This window comes from Mesorhizobium sp. B2-3-10, assembly GCF_006442275.1.
Lineage (GTDB): Bacteria > Pseudomonadota > Alphaproteobacteria > Rhizobiales > Rhizobiaceae > Mesorhizobium > Mesorhizobium australicum.
Window position 1 is genome coordinate 138,609 of record NZ_VFVT01000008.1, and the last position, 17,597, is coordinate 156,205.

General features: G+C 64.6%; 20 protein-coding genes. 13 read left to right on the forward strand and 7 right to left on the reverse strand.

Translation table 11 applies throughout. The annotated features are described in order from the left end of the window. The first annotated feature begins 15 nt into the window (after positions 1 to 15). From FJ943_RS23055 to arsK, 3 genes are read left to right on the forward strand one after another with little or no spacing between them, the layout of a single operon-like run. Positions 16 to 708: an MIP/aquaporin family protein gene (locus FJ943_RS23055; protein WP_140725535.1), complete on the forward strand. Its 693-nt coding sequence runs from the start codon at positions 16 to 18 to the stop codon at positions 706 to 708. After that, a complete protein-coding gene (arsC, locus tag FJ943_RS23060; protein WP_140617965.1) occupies positions 705 to 1,118 on the forward strand; it encodes an arsenate reductase (glutaredoxin) in 414 nt (137 codons plus the stop codon). Before FJ943_RS23055 ends, arsC begins: the two co-directional genes overlap by 4 nt. Then, positions 1,099 to 2,325 carry an arsenite efflux MFS transporter ArsK gene (gene arsK / locus FJ943_RS23065; protein ID WP_140725180.1) on the forward strand — a complete coding sequence of 409 codons (1,227 nt, stop codon included), beginning with the start codon at positions 1,099 to 1,101 and terminating at the stop codon, positions 2,323 to 2,325. Before arsC ends, arsK begins: the two co-directional genes overlap by 20 nt. Positions 2,326 to 2,490: 165 nt before the next feature. On the opposite strand, the gene FJ943_RS23070 is transcribed toward arsK, so the two are convergent. Both FJ943_RS23070 and FJ943_RS23075 read right to left on the reverse strand, forming a co-directional pair. Continuing rightward, on the reverse strand, positions 2,491 to 3,306 hold the full coding sequence (locus FJ943_RS23070; protein WP_140716380.1) for an oxidoreductase: 816 nt from the start codon (positions 3,304 to 3,306) through the stop codon (positions 2,491 to 2,493). A 51-nt stretch (positions 3,307 to 3,357) separates the two neighbouring features. After that, a complete protein-coding gene (locus tag FJ943_RS23075) occupies positions 3,358 to 3,654 on the reverse strand; it encodes a YciI family protein (protein ID WP_015316901.1) in 297 nt (98 codons plus the stop codon). Between the two features lie 114 nt (positions 3,655 to 3,768). Between FJ943_RS23075 and FJ943_RS23080 the strand changes: the two genes are divergently transcribed. Further along, on the forward strand, positions 3,769 to 4,221 hold the full coding sequence (locus tag FJ943_RS23080) for a helix-turn-helix domain-containing protein (RefSeq protein WP_140725183.1): 453 nt from the start codon (positions 3,769 to 3,771) through the stop codon (positions 4,219 to 4,221). A 69-nt stretch (positions 4,222 to 4,290) separates the two neighbouring features. Here the strand turns inward: FJ943_RS23080 and FJ943_RS23085 are convergent, their stop codons facing one another. Then, complete coding sequence (locus FJ943_RS23085; RefSeq protein ID WP_015316903.1) at positions 4,291 to 5,202, reverse strand: transcriptional regulator GcvA; 912 nt, start codon at positions 5,200 to 5,202, stop codon at positions 4,291 to 4,293. 216 nt (positions 5,203 to 5,418) lie between these two features. Here FJ943_RS23085 and FJ943_RS23090 point away from each other — a divergent pair, with 216 nt between their 5' ends. From FJ943_RS23090 to FJ943_RS23100, 3 genes are all read left to right on the forward strand, one after another. Beyond that, positions 5,419 to 5,616 carry a DUF1127 domain-containing protein gene (locus FJ943_RS23090; RefSeq protein WP_140725186.1) on the forward strand — a complete coding sequence of 66 codons (198 nt, stop codon included), beginning with the start codon at positions 5,419 to 5,421 and terminating at the stop codon, positions 5,614 to 5,616. Further along, a complete protein-coding gene (locus FJ943_RS23095) occupies positions 5,613 to 6,509 on the forward strand; it encodes an NmrA family NAD(P)-binding protein (RefSeq protein ID WP_140663407.1) in 897 nt (298 codons plus the stop codon). The genes FJ943_RS23090 and FJ943_RS23095 overlap by 4 nt, the downstream gene beginning before the upstream one ends. A gap of 87 nt (positions 6,510 to 6,596) precedes the next feature. Beyond that, positions 6,597 to 7,697, forward strand: coding sequence for a KamA family radical SAM protein (locus FJ943_RS23100; protein WP_140725189.1), 1,101 nt, complete (start codon positions 6,597 to 6,599; stop codon positions 7,695 to 7,697). An 8-nt stretch (positions 7,698 to 7,705) separates the two neighbouring features. On the opposite strand, the gene FJ943_RS23105 is transcribed toward FJ943_RS23100, so the two are convergent. The 4 genes from FJ943_RS23105 to FJ943_RS23120 form a co-directional block, all read right to left on the reverse strand. Further along, a complete protein-coding gene (locus FJ943_RS23105; RefSeq protein WP_140663406.1) occupies positions 7,706 to 8,350 on the reverse strand; it encodes a 4'-phosphopantetheinyl transferase superfamily protein in 645 nt (214 codons plus the stop codon). Next, on the reverse strand, positions 8,347 to 8,823 hold the full coding sequence (locus tag FJ943_RS23110; protein ID WP_140663404.1) for a GNAT family N-acetyltransferase: 477 nt from the start codon (positions 8,821 to 8,823) through the stop codon (positions 8,347 to 8,349). Before FJ943_RS23110 ends, FJ943_RS23105 begins: the two co-directional genes overlap by 4 nt. Positions 8,824 to 8,853: 30 nt before the next feature. After that, positions 8,854 to 12,972, reverse strand: a complete 4,119-nt coding sequence (locus FJ943_RS23115) for a Pls/PosA family non-ribosomal peptide synthetase (protein ID WP_181174611.1) — start codon at positions 12,970 to 12,972, stop codon at positions 8,854 to 8,856. Between the two features lie 197 nt (positions 12,973 to 13,169). After that, positions 13,170 to 13,589, reverse strand: coding sequence for a hypothetical protein (locus FJ943_RS23120; RefSeq protein ID WP_140725194.1), 420 nt, complete (start codon positions 13,587 to 13,589; stop codon positions 13,170 to 13,172). A gap of 12 nt (positions 13,590 to 13,601) precedes the next feature. Between FJ943_RS23120 and FJ943_RS23125 the strand changes: the two genes are divergently transcribed. From FJ943_RS23125 to FJ943_RS23150, 6 genes are all read left to right on the forward strand, one after another. Then, on the forward strand, positions 13,602 to 13,847 hold the full coding sequence (locus FJ943_RS23125) for a DUF680 domain-containing protein (protein WP_140725197.1): 246 nt from the start codon (positions 13,602 to 13,604) through the stop codon (positions 13,845 to 13,847). A 136-nt stretch (positions 13,848 to 13,983) separates the two neighbouring features. Beyond that, positions 13,984 to 14,955, forward strand: coding sequence for an MBL fold metallo-hydrolase (locus tag FJ943_RS23130; protein ID WP_015316911.1), 972 nt, complete (start codon positions 13,984 to 13,986; stop codon positions 14,953 to 14,955). Positions 14,956 to 14,986: 31 nt separating this feature from the next. Continuing rightward, positions 14,987 to 15,466 (forward strand): tetratricopeptide repeat protein, encoded by a 480-nt coding sequence (locus FJ943_RS23135; protein WP_140716363.1) that lies wholly within the window; start codon positions 14,987 to 14,989, stop codon positions 15,464 to 15,466. Between the two features lie 292 nt (positions 15,467 to 15,758). Then, a complete protein-coding gene (locus tag FJ943_RS23140; protein WP_140725199.1) occupies positions 15,759 to 16,265 on the forward strand; it encodes a DoxX family protein in 507 nt (168 codons plus the stop codon). A gap of 120 nt (positions 16,266 to 16,385) precedes the next feature. Further along, a complete protein-coding gene (locus FJ943_RS23145) occupies positions 16,386 to 16,985 on the forward strand; it encodes a BA14K family protein (protein WP_140663394.1) in 600 nt (199 codons plus the stop codon). 120 nt (positions 16,986 to 17,105) lie between these two features. Next, complete coding sequence (locus tag FJ943_RS23150) at positions 17,106 to 17,429, forward strand: DUF2934 domain-containing protein (protein WP_015316915.1); 324 nt, start codon at positions 17,106 to 17,108, stop codon at positions 17,427 to 17,429. Positions 17,430 to 17,597: the final 168 nt, after the last annotated feature.

Sequence of the window (17,597 nt, forward strand, 5' to 3'; positions counted from 1 at the left end):
TCCTCCATCAGGGACATCGCCGGTTTTGATTTGCCGCGCCGGCTCACGGCGGAAGCTCTCGGCACCGGCTTGCTGGTGGCCACGGTGGTCGGCTCCGGTATCATGGCGCAGTCGCTGACGCCCGATCGCGCACTGACGCTGCTTGGCAACACTTTGCCGACGGGCGCGATCCTCGTGGTGCTCATCACCATACTGGGGCCGGTCTCGGGCGCTCATTTCAATCCGGCCGTTTCAATGGTCCTGGCGCTGTCGCGCCGGCTGCCGGCGAGCGACTGCGCCTGGTATGTGCTCGCCCAACTCTCGGGCGGCGTCGCCGGCACGGTCGGCGCGCACCTGATGTTCGGGCTTTCGCCGCTCGCCTTGTCGACGCATGACCGAACGGGACCCGCGCTCTGGCTTTCGGAAGGGATTGCGACCTTCGGGTTGCTGGCGGTCATTCTCGCCGGCCTGCGTTTCAAGCGCTCGGCCATCCCCTGGCTAGTCGGCCTCTATATCACCGCCGCCTACTGGTTCACCGCATCGACATCGTTCGCCAACCCAGCGGTCGCGGCCGCACGGTCACTGACGAACAGTTTTTCCGGAATCAGTCCGGCAAGCCTGCCGGGCTTCATCGCCGCCGAACTGGCCGGCGCGGGCATTGCCCTGGCGCTGACGACATGGCTGCTGCAGCCGCACGTTCAACCGTTCCCCATCGAGGCCAGGCCATGACGATCACCATCTACCACAATCCGGACTGCGGCACCTCGCGCAACACGCTCGCCATGATCAGGGCGAGCGGCGAGGAGCCGACCATCGTCGAATATCTGAAACATCCGCCGCCACGTGCGCGGCTGGAGCAGTTGATAGCGACGCTCGAAATTCCCGTGCGCGCCCTGCTGCGTGAAAAGGGCACCCCCTACGCCGAACTGGGCCTGGCCGATCCAAAATGGTCCGACGGCCAACTGCTCGATGCCATGCTCGAGCATCCGATCCTGATCAACCGGCCGATCGTCGAAACGCCGAGAGGGACACGGCTGTGCCGTCCGTCCGAGCTTGTGCTGGATCTGCTCGACCACCCGGTGAGCCGGTTCACCAAGGAAGACGGCGAGGTGGTGAGCCATGACCGCGGTGGGCAATGATGGAAGCCTTGCAAAAGCCGAAACCGCGGAGCGTGCGCCGATAGCGGCTGTCGCCGCGCTCGGGATCACCCAGATTATCGGCTACGGCACGCTCTATTACAGTTTCAGCATCCTTGCCGGCGACATGGCGAAGGATATGGGCTGGCCAACCGAATGGATATTCGGCGCGCTATCGGCCGCGCTGCTGGCCGGCGGGCTGACCGCACCCTTGCTCGGCGGCTGGATCGACCGTTTTGGCGCGGGACGGATCATGACCGCCGGCTCGGCCGTTGCTGCCGCTGCGCTTGCCGCCTGTGCCTATGCGCCCAACGGTCCAGCCTTCGTCGCCGCGCTGATTGCCCTGGAGGCAGCATCGAACCTTGTCCAATACGGCGCGGCCTTCGCGCTGCTGGTCCAGATCCGGCCGCGTGCCGCGCAGCGCAGCATAACCTATCTCACCCTCATCGCCGGTTTCGCATCGACCGTCTTCTGGCCGATCACATCGGCGCTGCATGGGCATTTGCCTTGGCGAGACGTCTACCTCGTCTTTGCCGGGCTGAACCTGCTGGTCTGCCTGCCGCTGCACGCCTGGCTCTCGCAGGGGCTGGCCAGGAGCAGGCGCGCGGCGATCGAGCCGCCACGGCACGTCGCGGGATCGCTGCCGGCCCCGGCGCGGCCGCTCGGCTTTGCCTTGATGGTTGTCGCTTTCTCGCTCCAGAACCTGGTCAGCGCCGCCGTGCTGGTCCATATGGTGCCGCTGCTGTCCGGGCTCGGTCTGGGTGCCGCCGCCGCCATCGTTGGAACGCTGTTCGGGCCGTCGCAGGTGCTCAGCCGTTTCATCAATATGGTCTTCGGGATCAACCTGCCGCCGCTGCGGCTCGCCATCATCTCGGCCGTGCTGATGACGGCGGGCGTGGTCATCCTGCTTGGCACCGCGCCTTCGATCGCCGGCGCGATGGCGTTCGCCATCGTCTTCGGAATGGGCAACGGGCTGTTCAGCATCGTCACCGGGGCACTGCCACTGATGCTGTTCGGCAGCGAAGGCTATGGCCGGCTGCAGGGACGCGCCATGTCCGCCCGCCTGATCGTCTCGGCGGTCGCGCCGTTCGCCCTGGCATTGGCGATGGCCCATATCGGCATTTCCTGGTCGCTGGGCCTGATGGCGCTTGTTGGCTGTCTGGCTCTGCTGGTGCTGGCGGCAATCGCGAAAGTGTCGAGCGCCACCTGAAACCGGGCAGGAATGCCCAGAGGCGGTTTGGCGCCACTCCGCCGGCTCAATTTCCCCTCTCGGAACCGTCGTGGATCGGCTTGTGATGCCTCAAATCGTCCGGCCGCAGCAGCGGATGTCTGGCGTTTCAAAACCGGCTCGCCGAACAGTGGCTACGCGCCTTTGTCACGACGGCAGGTTCATCTGTTTTCGGAGGCTTTTGTCGAAAGCATGCGCGGGAACAAACCGTCGCAGCAGGTATAGGCGACGCGCCTGCTTGCTGGCGGGATAGCGCAGCTTCGGCGATGTCGCGGTGGCCGCGGTGACGACCGCCTGGCCGACGACCTCGGGAGCATCGCCGGTTTCGATCGCCCTGTTCCAGACCGCGGTTGCCGTTGCCCGCGCCTGGTCATAGACACTCATCATCCTGTCCGGCTTCGTCGCATTGTGATCGAGAGCCGTACGGGTGAAGGCCGGTTCGACCAGCAGGACGCGAATACCGAAGGGGCGGACCTCATGGTCCAGCGACTCGGAGTAGCCCTCGACGGCATGTTTCGTGGATGTGTAGAGCGCGCTGAACGGGCTGGGGACAAAGCCGACAACCGAGCTGATGTTGACGATCCGGCCGCCGCCCTGACGTCGCATGATCGGCAGCACCTCGTTTGTGACGCGGATGAGACCGAAGACGTTGACGTCGAAAAGGGTCTTTGCCTGTTCAACGGACGATTCTTCCGCACCCGCGATCAGTGCATTGCCAGCATTGTTGACCAGCAGGTCGATGCGCCCGACCTGGCTTATCACTTGCGACACCATGCTTGCGACGGAGTCCGCGTCGGTCACGTCGCAGCTCAGCATCGTGATCCCGGGCGGTGACCCGGTCGCGGCTTTCCGGCTCGTGCCGAAGACGCGGTAGCCGGCCGACTGAAGGGCTTTGGCTGTCGCAAGCCCGATGCCGCCCGCTGCTCCGGTGACGACGGCGACGCCACGATTTTTGTTGTTCATTTCAATATCCTTCGAGATGCATGATCATGACGGTTTGTGCCGACGGACTTGTCAGCCGTGTACGCTCAGATGAAGCATGGGGTGATGTTCGTAATGGCCGGCGCCATTTCTCACGATGGGGTCTTGTGAGGTTATCGCCTGGATGTCCTGGTCGTCGGCGATCCGGTATAGTGACAAGCCATAGCCGCCGCCTGGATCCATCACCGGACCATGGGCGACGATCAGTCCGCGGTCGAGCAACTCGTCCAAGAAGGCGCCATGCTGCCTCATCCATTCCCGCTCGTCGCCGGTCATGGATGCAAGAAAGTCGGCACGGGGCGGGATGTACTTGCACAGATAGAATTTCATTTGGGACTCCCAGCGGCGCGATGACCGGCCGTCACCATCATTTTTCGGTGGAACGGCCTCGCGATATCAGATACTATCAAATTAATAGTAAGTCACTATCAAAATGGTATCGACGTGAAGAATCTTTCCAACCAGCCCTGTTTGATCGCCCGCAGCCTCGGCACGATGGGTGACACGTGGAGCATGCTGATCATGCGCGATGCCCATGCGGGGCTCAGCCGTTTCGACGAATTTCGCAAGAACCTCGGCATCGCTCCGACGATGCTGACCAGCCGGTTGGCGACCTTGACTCAGGAAGGGCTGCTGGAGAAACGGCGATATTCGGAGCGGCCGCCACGGGATGAATATGTGCTGACCGAGGCCGGTCGGGATTTGCTTCCGGTGCTGTTCTCGCTCGCCGCCTGGGGCAGCAAGCACCGGGGCGGTGGCAATTTCACCCGGTTCTTCGACGCCGAGACAGGAACCGAAATCGACCCAGTCAGCATCGATCGCGGGACCGGAACGCCGATCGGGAGCCGTCCCATACGGATCGTGATGCCCAAGCTGCCTGACGGCCCGTCGGACTGACTGGATGCGCCGGAGCGAAAGGCGATAGCTGGCCGGCAAGAGAGGGAATTCAGGTGGGCGTTCCTCGGATCAGCCGCTCTTCTTCGCACCAATCCAGTCGGCGGCCACTTCGGCGAACAGCCAGTCACGGAACGCCCTGATCTTTTTCTGGCGCAGCGCGCCTTCGGGATAGACGACGTAGTAGCTGGCCGCCGATTTCAGCGCGAGATCGAAGGGCCGGACCAGCCGGCCTGCCGCGAGGTCGGCCGAGACCAGCGCGCTGCGGCCGAGCAGCACGCCTTCGCCATGCACGGCGGCCTCGACGGCGAAGGTGGCGGAATCGAAGCGCACGCCGCGTGTGGGGTCGATGCCTTCGACACCGGCCTGCTCAAGCCATGTCGCCCAGTCGATGCGAAAGGCGTCGTGGATCAGTTTGTGGTGCCTGAGGTCCGCTGGCAGATGCAGCGGATGCTCGCCTTGCAGCAGTTCCGGGCTGCAGACGGGGAAAACCTCCTCGTCGGCGAGGAATTCCGCCGTCACCCCGCTATAGCCGCCGCGGCCGTAGCGGATGGATATGTCGATGCCGTCGCTGACGAAATCGGCCAGCACGCCCGAAGTCGCCAGCCGCACGTCGATGTCGGGATTGGCGCGATGGAAACGATGCAGCCTCGGCACCAGCCAGCGGCCGGCGAAACCGTCGGACGTGCTGACATTGAGGATGCGCGTCGAGCGGTCGGGTGTGGCGGCGATGGTGGCGGCGGCGATCTGGTCGAGCGCCTTGCCGACCTCCGCCGCATAGGCCGCGCCGACGCCCGTAAGGCGCACGGAGCGTGTGCCGCGATCGAAGAGCTGGATGCCCAGCCTGTCCTCGATGTTGCGGATGGCGCGGCTGACCGCGCCATGGGTGAGGTTGAGCTCCTCCGCGGCCTTGGAGAAACTCAAATGCCTGGCTGCCGCGTCGAAGGCGGGCAAAGCGGTGAGGGGCGGCAGTCTGCGCGGCATTGGATCGACCTGTGAGTGTTACTCACAAATCCTGCACAAAGAGTCGTTTGTCGTCCAGCCCTCAATGGCCCAATATTCAGGCGTACCAAGCATCCACACCGGCTTTCCGGTTCATCGATGCGCTGAATTGACCAGACAAGTGTGAGCAATCGTCATGCTCGCCCCACTCGGGCGACATCGGCAGGCTTGCGCCCAGTGAAACACAGGAGACGGACTATGACCTTGACCCTTCGACCCATCGGCGCCGCGATGAGCGGCCTTGCCATGCGAAGCGCGGCAGCGTTCGAGCGCCGCCGCACATTGCGCCAGATCTCCCGGCTTTCCGATCGCCGTTTGCATGACATCGGCCTCGAACGCGACTGGGACGGTTCCATCCTTGCTAACGGAATTCTGGCCAATGGGAGGACGATATGACCAGCACCCTGATCATCGGCGCGACCGGACTGCTCGGCAGCGAGATGGCCAAGGCCAGCGCGCGCAATGGCGACAGCCTGCATGTTCTGGTCCGGCAGGCAACGTCGGCCAATGAAGCGCGGATGCGCCCGCTGAAGGATCTCGGCGCCACCGTGCATGTCGGCGATCTCGACGACTATGACAGCCTCGTGCGCGCTGTCGGCAAGGTCGACCGCGTCATCAGCTCGGTGCATGTGGGGTCGGCCAGCGAGATGACGCTGGTGCGCGCCATCAGGGATGCCGGTATCTCCCGCTATGTGCCGTCCGCCGGTTTCGGCCTCGACTTTGCCGCCGCCGCACCCGGCTCGATCGAACCGCTCGACATCAAGCGGGCCGTCTTCGACGCGGTCCGGGAGGCCGACCTGCCCTATACGGTGATCTACACCAACGGCTTCTTCTCGACCTGGGTGGCGACGCTGGGCGACCTGACGCGCTTCGGCTCGTCGCCGCTGCCGCCCGACGAGGTGACGCTCTATGGCGAGGGCAACGTTCCGGCGACCTTCGTCAGCGAGAAGGATATCGCTGCGGTCACCATGCGCGCACTGGAGGATGCCAATGCTGTTCGCAGCGAGATACGGATCGCGCAAAACAAGATCACCCAAGGTGAAATGATCGAGCTGTGGCGGCAAGTGAGCGGCCGTTCGCCCCGCGTCAAGCAGATGAGCGCCGAGGAGCTGGAGGCGCTGATCGCGGCGGTTCCCGGCCTTGGATTGCTGCGCGCATTCTGGATCCGCGGCGAGACCGCGCTCGAGACGGCCACCCCGGAAGCCGGGACGCTTTATCCGGAGCTGAGGTTTGAAAGCATCGAAAGCGCTTTTGTGGCGATGGCTGGCGCGGGTGGGCACAGGTTGTGAAGGCGGCGGACATGGCTGGCGTTGCGACAGCGGTTGACCGCGCTGTCCATCCGGCCGATAGGTCCGCGCAAACAGCCGAGACGCCCGATGCCCAATCTCAAAGATGCGACCCGCGCCGCCGACAGCGCCTGGCAGGAGGATGTCCGCGCCGGCGTGCGCCATGTGCGCGACCTCGCTTCCCTGCCGCTCTCGCCGGCCGAGCGCGAAGCCGCGCAAGCCGCCGCGGCGCTTCACAAAGTGCGGGCGCCAAAGGCCTATCTCGACTTGATCGACTGGAACGATCCCGCCGATCCGATCCGGGCGCAGGTGATCCCGTCGCCTGGGGAATTGGACGAGGCTGAGGGTGAGCTTGGCGACCCGATCGCCGATCATGAATTCAGCCCGGTGCCGCGGCTGACGCATCGCCATGCGGATAGGGTACTGTTGTTCCCGACCTATCAATGCGCGGTCTATTGCCGGTTCTGCTTCCGCAAGGAATCGCTGACGTCGATCGGCCGTGGTTATACGCGCGAGGCGCTGGAGCCGGCGCTGGCCTATATATCGGACCATCCCAAAATCCGCGAAGTGATCCTGACCGGCGGCGATCCGCTGTCGCTGCCCGACAAGGCACTGGCCGAGATCCGGGCGCGCATCGAGGACATTGCCCATGTGCGGTTGCTGCGCCTCCACACGCGCGTGCCGGTGGCACTGCCGTCGCGCATCACGCCAGGGCTGGTCGCGGCGCTGCAGGGTCGGCTGATGGTGACGGTGGTCACCCACTTCAACCACGCGCGCGAGATCACCGACGCCACCGAAGTGGCCTGCCGCGCCTTGCGACAGGCCGGCTTCGTGATGCTCAACCAGAGCGTTCTGCTGAAGGGCGTCAACGATACGGTCGAAGCGCTGGAAGAGCTCTGCCGCGAGCTGATGTACCGGCTGGGGATAAAACCCTACTACCTCCACCATGGCGATCTCGCACGCGGCATGGCACACAGGCGCACCACGATCGCGCAGGGGCAGGCGCTGGTGGAAGCGCTGCGCGCGCGCCTGTCGGGCATCTGCAACCCTGTCTATGTGCTCGACCTGCCCGACGGGGGAGGGAAAGTGCCGCTCGGACCTTGCCATGTCGAGGAACAGGACGGGCAAAGCTGGCGCATACGTGGGCTGGATGGTGCGGTGAGGGCCTATCGAGAGGTGGTTGGCGAATAGGCCAACGCCTATCTGGCAACAAACGCCAGCACGACCACGCGCGGGGCGATACAGTGTGCGAGGCTGACCTTGCGGCCCGTCCTCGTTGTCGCATGGCCGGTTTCGAGGTCCACGGCGATATCCTCATAGCCCAGCACCTCGCGATCCAGCGGATAGGCGGCCTTGTAGACCGCTTCCTTGGCGGCGAAAAGGATGCGGCCGGCAAGCTGCCGGTCGGCGGCGTCGATCCGGTCTTCGGGAATTGCCACGAGCGAGAAAATCTCATCGGGCAGGGGCAGCGCCGGCTCGACGTCGATGCCGAGCGAGGCGATGCGGCCAACAGGCGCGACCGCCGCCACGGCCATGTCGTCGTCATGCGCGAGCGAGCCCGTTATCCCGTCCGGCCATGCGGGTGCACCGGACGGCGTGCGCAAGAGGGCGAAACCGTCGAAGCCGGCATCCGTCAGCAGTCGGTGCGCGAGCAATCGCGCCGCGCCGCTGGCCCGCCGCATGGACGGCTGGCGAGCGGGGATGGAGCGTGCTTCCGCCGGCAACAGATGGGTCTCGTCGCCTTCGCGGATGATCCGGCAACCGGTGCGGACCCCGGCAGGAGCCATGGCGGCCATGGCGCGCGCCATGGCGATTTCCTCGGACGGATCGGCGGGCGGCGTCATCGGTCGCCGGTGGGCAGAATGAGATCCGCGATCATTTCGCCGTCCTCGTCGAGCCCCTGTTCGACGAAACCGGCACTGCGATAGAGCTGCCGTGCCGCCTCGTTCTCCGGTTCGTAGCAGATCGACACGTGCCTGATGTGGCCGAGCCCGTCGATTTCCTCCAGCACTTCACGCAACGCGGCCTTGCCGTAACCCCGGCCTTGCGAGGCACGGTCGATCATGAAGCGGTAGATGCGCGCCTCGTCATCGTCCCGCGGCGCCTCGTACATCAGGAACCCGACGATCTGGTCGCCTGCCATGACGGCGCGTGGCCGCGCGTCCCGATCGGATCTGGCCTCACGCAGGGAGGCTGCATTGCTGGCGACGAAATCCATCTGCTCCGGCGCCAGCTGCAATGCGGTGACCAAAGCGCGATTGGCTGGGGTCACCGGGCCGATCCGGATGTCCGCGGTGCTTCCGGATCGCTCTGCCACGTGGCCCTCCGACGATATCGGGATCGAGCGTCAGGACGACGCCCTGGAGCCGTCTTCCATGACCGGCTCGACGAACCGGTGCAGCTTGGCCGGATTGCCGCGCCAGATCGAGTTGGGCTCCAAATCCTCGCCCTTCATCACGAAGGAATCGGCATCGACCATCGACCCCTTGCCCATCACCACGCCGTAATGGACGAAGGCGGAAGGTCCGAGCGTGCAGCCATCGCCGATACGGATGAAGTCGGACTTGAACGCACCTTCTTCCAGCGAGTGGGCCTGGATGACGCAGCCTTCATTGAGCGTGACGTCATCGCCGATCACCACGAGGGAACGCTCGGTCAGGTTGGCGCCGCCGTCATAGACGCGCTTGCCCACCTTGACCCCAAGCATGCGCAGGATCATCGGCCGGAACGGGGTGCCGGCGAACAGGCGCACAACAGGCGAATCCGCGAGCTTCCAGTGGCGCTCGTGGCGCCAGAATGTGACGTCGTAGATCGTCGTTATCTGCGGCTTCAGCTTGCGAAAACCGAGGCTTGCCCGCTCGACGAAGATGTAGAACGGAATGGTGATCGCCGAGGTCAAAAGCACCGCCACGAAGAGGGCGATCTCAGCCCATTCGGTGTAGTAGTTCAGTGCCCGGTCCCAGATCGCAAGCGTGGCGAACAGCATGACCCATTGCGTTGCCATGAACAGGAGGATCGTCACCAGATTGTGACGGTTCTTGAGCGGGATGCGCTGGCGTCGGTCTTGCTCGTCGATGCCGGCGATGAGTTCCTTGTCGCGGTTCACCATGCGCGGGATTTCAAAGGGCGGCGAGCCCAGAAGGCCGACATTCTCGCGCAGTGGCCCGTCGATGGGGACCATCACCTTGGTGCCGAGCAGGACGTTGTCGCCCGTGCGTCCATCCGGCGGATAGTAGATGTTGTTGCCGAGATAGTTGCGCTCGCCGATCCGGGTCGGCTCGAGCCGGAACGCGGAAGCGGACTTGTGCATGTTGATCATGAAAAGCCCGTCCGACACCATGGTCTGGGTGCCGATCTCGCACAGGAGCGGGTTTTCGTGCTGCTGGTTGGAGCCGAAATTGGAGCCCGTCTGCACCACCTTGTTGAGGTTCCAGCCGATGGCGCTCATGTAATGGACGATGGCCGAGCTGTCACCGAACAGCAGCCCGAGCACGCGGGAGTTGCTGGAGAACTCGGCAACTGTCTGCAGCCAGTAGCGGAAGCCATAAAGCGTGTAGGTACGGCCGGGTTTCAGGATCAGGCTGAACAGGCGCGGTACCACCGTGGCGGCGAAAAAGGCCGCGGCGATGTAGCCGAACAGTGTGACCGTGGTGCCGATCGCCACAATGCCGATGGTCTCCTGATAGTCGTCGCCGACATTCTCCCAATAGCTGTGGAACAAAAGCGGCAGCGGGGTGACGATGGCAAACAGGCCTATCAGCTGCACGGCCTCATAGAGGAAGCGCCGGATGCGGGGAGGATTGACGTTGCGCACCTTGCAATAGTCCGCCGTGGTCGGCACCGCGGGCGATCCATGCCAGTGTTCGCCGTCGGGGATGCTTTGCCCGTGCTGCAGCGAGGAGGAATGACCGAGCTGGCCGCCGTCGCCGATCGCGGTGTCGATGTCGAGCGTGCAGCCGACGCCGACGAAGGCGTCGCGGCCGATGGTCAGCGGCCCGGTGTGGATATAGCCGGCCTGGGCGCGATAGCCGAGGATCAATGATTCCTTGCGCAGGATCGTTCGGTCGCCGATCGAAATCAGGTCCGTGCACACCGGCACGGCCCGGGATTCGATGACCACGTTCTTGCCGATCCTGGTTCCCAGAAGCTGCAGGTAGAGGCTGTAGAGCGGGCTTCCGCGGAACAGCACGACGGGTGCCGTGCGGATCAAGGTTTTGACCACCCAGAAGCGATAGTAGCGCAGGCCCCAGATTGGGAACGCTTCCGCCTTCCAGCGGCCGACCAGCAGCCATTTGGCGGCAATGGCGAAGCCCGACATGCCGAAGAACACGCCGGCTGAGAGCACCACGCACCTGACATAAAGCTGCAGCGGGTCGTCGAGCGTGTCATAGACCCAGTTGAGGCCGTCATTGATCGCCCACAAGGCCACGTAGCTGTAGAGCGCGTAAAACAGCAACTGCGCCGCGCCGCAGGTCCAGTAGACGAAATTGGACGCCTGGCGGGTGAGAACGGGCTCGTTGGTGGCCGTCGTCATCTCTTCCGCCACGCTCAGGTGCTTGGCCAGGCGCGCCACCGTCGGATAGAGATAGATGTCGCGCATCGACGTCGTCGCCCATTCCTTGCGGGTGCGCACACGCGCGCAAAAATGCGCCATCAGCAACGAGTTGGCGCCGAGATCGTCGAAGAAATTGTCCTCGACGGACACGTCGTCGAACTTCAGCACGGCGCATAGCGCGTCGGCCAGGAAACGCTCGTCGTCATTGCCGGGCGGCACCATGGCGCGATCGGCCGAGAGCCGGACGCTGGTTGGTTTGGGCAACTGGCGAAGGTCGACCTTGTTGGAGACCGTCATCGGGATCGCCGGCAGTTCCTCCAGATAGGAGGGCACCATGTAGTCGGGCAGCCGCCGCTTCATCGTCTGGGCAATGTCGGCGCGCGAGAGCGCCGGCTGGCCGACCTTGGGCGCGTAATAGGCAACGAGTTCGACGCGGCCGGGCTCGATCTCCCAGGTGGTGACGGCGGCCTGCGCGATCTCGGGCTGGTCGAGCAGCACGGCCTCGATCTCGCCGAGTTCAATGCGATAGCCGCGGATCTTCACCTGGGTATCGATGCGCCCGGCATACTCGATCTCGCCGGGGTCACTGATCCGGCCAAGGTCGCCGGTGCGGTAGATGCGCTTCGACGGGTTGTTCGGCAGGCCGAGGAAATCGGCGATGAATTTCTGTTCGGTCAGGTCCGGCCGGTTGAGATAGCCGACCGCCAGCCCGATGCCTGCAATGCCGATCTCGCCCAGTTCGCCAGGTTCGGCGAGCCGCGGCAGCGAAGGGTCGAGAATGACGATCGAGTAGGTGGGCAGCGGCGCGCCGATCGTCACCGGCCGGTCCGGCGTCAATGCACCCATGGTTGCCGTGACGGTCGCCTCGGTGGGGCCATAGGTGTTGAGGATCTGCCGGCCGGGCTTCGACCAGCGCACCACCAGATTGTGCGGGCAGGCCTCGCCGCCGACCAGCAGCGTGCGCAGGCTGGGCACGTCCGATGTCATGGACGACAGAAGCGTCGGGCTGCAGGCCATGCAGGTGATGTCGTGATGGCGCAGGAAATCGGCGAGCTCTTCGCCCACGAGAGGCATCTGGCCTGGTGCCGGCACGACCGTCGCGCCGGCGACGAATGGCACCCAGATCTCCTCGGAGGAAAAGTCGAAGGCGATGGTCATGCCCTGGTAGACGCGATCGCCCGGCCGGTAGCCGTAGGATGCGGCGGCGACGCGGATGAAGTTGACGAAGCTCTGGTGGCGGATGGCGACGCCCTTCGGCCTGCCGGTGGTGCCGGACGTATAGAGGATGTAACAGATGTCTTCGACCGCCGTGGGGGCCGGCGCCTTATGCGGCTTCAGCGGCGCGTCGGACTGGGCTGATATTTCGGCGGCGGCGCTGTCGATCAACAGGTGCGGAACCGGCAGCTGGTCGGCCCGCGAAGCGTAGGTGGCGATGGTGACGACCAGGCTGACGCTGGCGTCTTCGATGATGAGCGCCATGCGCTCTTGCGGAAAGGCGGTGGCCAGCGGCACGAAGGCGGCACCCGCCTTCACCACGGCGAGCAGGGCCACATAGGTTTCCGCGGACCGGTCGAGGATGAGCCCGACACGGTGACCCGGCCGCACGCCGCGCTTGACCAGCAGGCGAGCAAATTGGTTGGCGCGCTTGTCCAGCTCCCGATAGGTCCAGGTGCGGCCCTCGGAGATCACCGCCGGCAGCGTGGCGAATGTTCCGGCGAGTTGCTCGAAGACTTTGTCGAGCCGCTCGTCCGGTTGGCCTGCCCGGGCAAAATCGGCGCCCGCCAGGACCTGGCCGTGCGCTCCGGAGGCAATTCCCGCAAGTGCATCGACGCTGTCGGAGCTGGTCTCGGGCCCTGCGCCCAATCGTGCCGCTTCCCTGTCCAGTTCGGCGATATCGATACCGTGGTCCATTTCCAAACTTTCTCGTCCTGGCAAGCCGTTACAGGCACATCTCGGTCACGCCGCCGCGCCGGCGGGCATTGCCGGCTATACCGTCGCTGCAATTTGATCGTTGTTCATGGAGGGGGAACGACTGAAGCTTCCAGAACGGAAGATTCCGGAATTCAGACCGGCGATCGCCGGCCGCACCCTCTTTGGCCGGGCGGTTATCACGGAATCGACCGCCCCGTCTTCACAGTTTCGGGAGCATGGGCGTAGGGCGCAAGCGCGCGCATTGCCTGGGCGCTGCCGGCGGCGAGCGACATGCCGGGCGGGGCACCCATCGATCCGTTCGAACCTCGTTGCATTGCCGTACCCAATTCCGTGCGCCTGTGTCCGTGCGCTTGTGCGGCGGCCAGATTTCCGGCCGTTGAGGGATGCTTATGCCATCCGATCTTTTCGCCAGTTTTTCCGAACTGTTGAATCTTGTTTCTGAATTGTGTCTGGGCAGCCTTCCGTAGGGCCGCTTCCTGCAGTTTCAGCCCTTCCAGAAAAAATCTCATAGCGCCCAGGAATAAAGCGCGGCCCTTGCGGGTCTTCTCTGCAAGCGGGGCAATCTTGCGGTCCGCGACCCATAGAAAACGAAACAAGGATTTACCGAAATGACCAAGCTCGCTCTCAGCGCGGCTGCGATGTTGCTTGCCTCGACTTCTGCCTTTGCCGGCAGCGACCATTTCAACGCCAATGCCTCCAACCAGCCGGGCGCCGCCGTCGACACCAATGCCACCGCCTCGATCCCCTACGCGGCACGTCCTCATGGCGTCGATACCAAGGTGACGACCGGGCCGAGCCGGCCGGTGACCAAATCCGATGCGGACGAACCCGGCCAGGGCATCTGGGGCAACTGAGTTCACGGGTCGGCGCCGGATCCCGGCGGCGCCGATCCGATCCGCGATCAGCGACGGAGGGCCAGGGCTTGGCGCTCCGTCATTCCATTCGATCTTTCGCCTTAGCCTTAGCCACCACTCAACAGAGGAGATCACCATGTTCAGCATGTCACGCCGCACAGTGCTTCAATCCGCCGCCGCCGCTGCCGCCTTCGGCCTTGCCGGCAAGCTGGAATTCACCCGTCCCGCTTTCGCGCAGACGCCGGTGGAACCCACCGTCGGCTTCTACAAATACACAGTCGGCGATATCGAGGTGACCGCCGTCTATGACGGCATCTGGAAGAAGCCGCACGACCCGGCCTTCATCAAGGATGTTTCGGTCGACGATACCAAGGCAGCGCTCGCCAAGGCGGGGCTGACGACCGACTTCATGCCCATTCCGCTCACCGTAGCCGTGCTCAAGATGGGCGGCAGGCTGATCATGATGGATGCCGGCTCGGGCGTCGGCCAGTGGCAGGCCAACGCCACGCACCTGCCGGCCAACATGGCCGCCGCCGGCATCGACTACAAGGCGATCGACACCATCATGATCTCGCATTTCCACCCCGACCATGTCTGGGGCCTCATGGAGAAGGGCACCAACACGCCGGTGTTCCCCAATGCCGAGCTGATCGTCAACGCCACCGAATACAAGTGGTGGACCGACCCGAGCAGGCTGGCGAAGCTGCCCGAGGGCCGCAAGCCGGCGGGCAAGCGCATCGCGGAGAATTTCCCGAAATGGAAGAACTGGAAGCTGGTCGAGGACGGCGCCGAGGTCGCGCCCGGCATCCAGATCATCGCCGCCCCCGGCCACACGCCCGGCCATTCGGTGTACCTCGCCAATTCCGGCAAGGAACAACTGATGATCTCGGCCGACACCATGTATGTGCCGGCGCTTCTCGCACCGCATCCGGAATGGCAGGGCGCCTATGACCAGGACGGGCCGACGGCGATCGCCACGCGCCACAAGATCATCGACCGGGTGATCGCGGACAACATCCGCATTTCCGGTTCGCACTTCCCGTTCCCGGGCACCGGCGTCTTCGTCAAGGACGGCAATGCCTACGGCTTCACGCCTGTCGAAATCTGAGCGCGAGCTCCCAACCCAAGCGAGACAGACAATGAAACAATCCTTTTTGGGCAAGCACGCCCTGTTCGGCCTGCTCGGCGCCATTGCCGTGCTGACCGTGGTTCCCGTCGCAACCATCATCCCGGCCTATGCGGTCGACGACATCGAGGGCGCCGACGCGCCCGACCTCACCGCCGTCAAGGCCAAGATCGACGCAAAAGATTACAACGGCGCGCTGGCGGACCTGCGCGACCTCGCGCAGGACAACCAGCAGGCCGACGTCTACAATTTGCTCGGCTTCACGCTGCGCAAGACCGGCGACTTCACCACCGCGCTGACCTACTACAACAAGGCGCTGGAGCTGAAACCCGACCACAAGGCCGCCCGCGAATATCTGGGCGAGCTCTATGTCGAAACCGGCGACATGGCCAAGGCCGATGAGCAACTGGCCTCGCTGCAGAAACTGTGCCCGACCGGCTGCGACGAGCTTTCCGACCTGCGGAAAGCCATCGATACCAAGGTGACGAAGTAAGTTCTCCCCCCGGATTGCCCCACTTGCGAAGGGCAATTCGGGGCATCCGACCTCTCCCCGAGGGGAGAGGAAGCGCCGCCTTTCTCTTCTCCCCGCTGGGGAGAGGTGGCCGCGAAGCGCCCGGATGAGGGGCTTGGCGCTAACCCACCAAAGTTCGGGCGCTCGTGGCTGGCGCCCATTGCCGGAGCCGGCGCCTCTCCCTCGAGCCGGCTCCGGCCCTTTCAAGCATCACATTCGGCAGGCGCCGTCCTCGCGCGGCGCATGCACGGTGTCAAAATATCGGAGGCTGACCATGACCCTGAACGAACGCGCCGAGAAGCTGCACGCCCTCGCCATCAAACTCTATGTCAGGGATCTGACCCTGCTTGTCGGGCGCCTGCTCATGTCCTTCATCTTCCTGCATGAGGGGGTGACACTGGCCACCCATTTCGACGGCGCCGCCAAGGCGATGGCCGCGCAAGGCGTCGGTCTGCCGCTGTTTGTCGCCACCATCGCGTTGCAACTGGGGGCAGGGCTCTCGGTGGCAACGGGCGTGCTGACGCGGCTGGGGGCGATCGGCCTCGGCCTCTTCTGCCTGGCAACGGCCACACTGTTCCACACCAACTTCGCCAGCCAGAGCGAGCTGCTGAATTTCGAAAAGGATCTGGCGATCGCCGGCGGCATGTTCGTTCTGGCCGTAGCCGGCGCCGGCCGGATCTCGCTGGATTGGCTGCTGGCCTGCACTCTGCAGCAGCGCCAGCGCGATCGGGAAACGGTGGCGTCGCTGCTGGCGGTCGAGAACCAGTTTTCCCAGAGGTGAGGCTGCCGGTCTGAGGAGGAGCTGAGCGCGCGCGACCCGTTCAAGCGCCTGCGACACGTACTTTGCTGGAACCAGCCTTGATGCTCCGCATTCTATAAGCAGGGGCTGAAGGAGCGTGACGTGAAAGCGATTTTGGCATTGGTCGGCGGCTTTGTCTTGACCCTTGCGGTCTTCGGCAGCGGGCTGGGCTTTGCCGCCTGGTTGCTCGCCGCCAAGCCCGCGCATGAGGCAAGGCCGACCGTCAGCGTGGCGGAACTGTGGACCAGGGACGCGCGGCCGGTGAACAAGGCGGCGCAAAATCTGCAACGCTTGCCGGCCGACCAGCCCGCGCCGCCCGATATCGCCGTCAAGCCGCGGGCACCCGATCCGGCCGCGACCGGATCGATCGCGCCGGCGGCTGGAGCCGACGCGCTGCCGGCGTCCCATGTCAGTTGGTGCGCGAACCGCTACCGCTCCTACAATCCGGATGACAACAGCTACATGTCCTATAGCGGGCAGCAGCGCCCCTGCGTCTCGCCCTATCTCGACGCCGGCGACGACCAGGGCGCGCAGCCATCGGCAGCCGTCAGCTATGTCGAGGGCGGTGTCGCCCCGGCGGTCGCGACGACGGCGCTTTCCGCCGACCATGTCGATTCCTGCTTCAGCCGCTACCGCTCCTACAGGCCCGACGACAACAGCTATCAGCCATATTCCGGCGGACCCAGGCGCCAGTGCGAGTAGCCGCCGTTGCCGTGCAGGCCTGGCTGAAGGGTTGCATCTTGTCGTCCCGACGATCACGCAGATTTTTTGGATCGTTCGCACCGGCGCGGCGTTCATGCCTCACATGAGTGGAGGAATGACATGAGCGACGACCGCGACGACAAGATCAGGAACCGCGCCTACGAGATCTGGCAACGCGAAGGCGGCGGCCATGGCGACCATGAGCGGCACTGGAGCCGGGCCGAGATGGAGATCGACAGGGAAGCCGCCCTGCCGCTGACGGCGGATGACGCGCTGCCACAAACCGGCGAGATCGCGAGCTCCGACGTTCTGACGGTGGAGGAACTGGCGATCCGCGCGGGCATATCGGGCGAGGAGGCGCAGGAGCTGATCGACCGTCTCGGCACCGACCGCGCCGCGATCGAGCAAGCCGCGCGCAGCCTCAAGCCAAAGCGCGGGCGCTGAACGCGCGAGCCTTTCGAAACAACGCGTTGGTGCAACTCGATGACAAGATGATTCATCGAGCCACCGAGCGCAAAACCATGATCGCCCCGAAGCCGGCGCTCTCTTGGAGCGCTATCCCTGGTCATCTCCGACAATGTCGGAACCCTTGGCCGCCTCGGAGGTTCACCC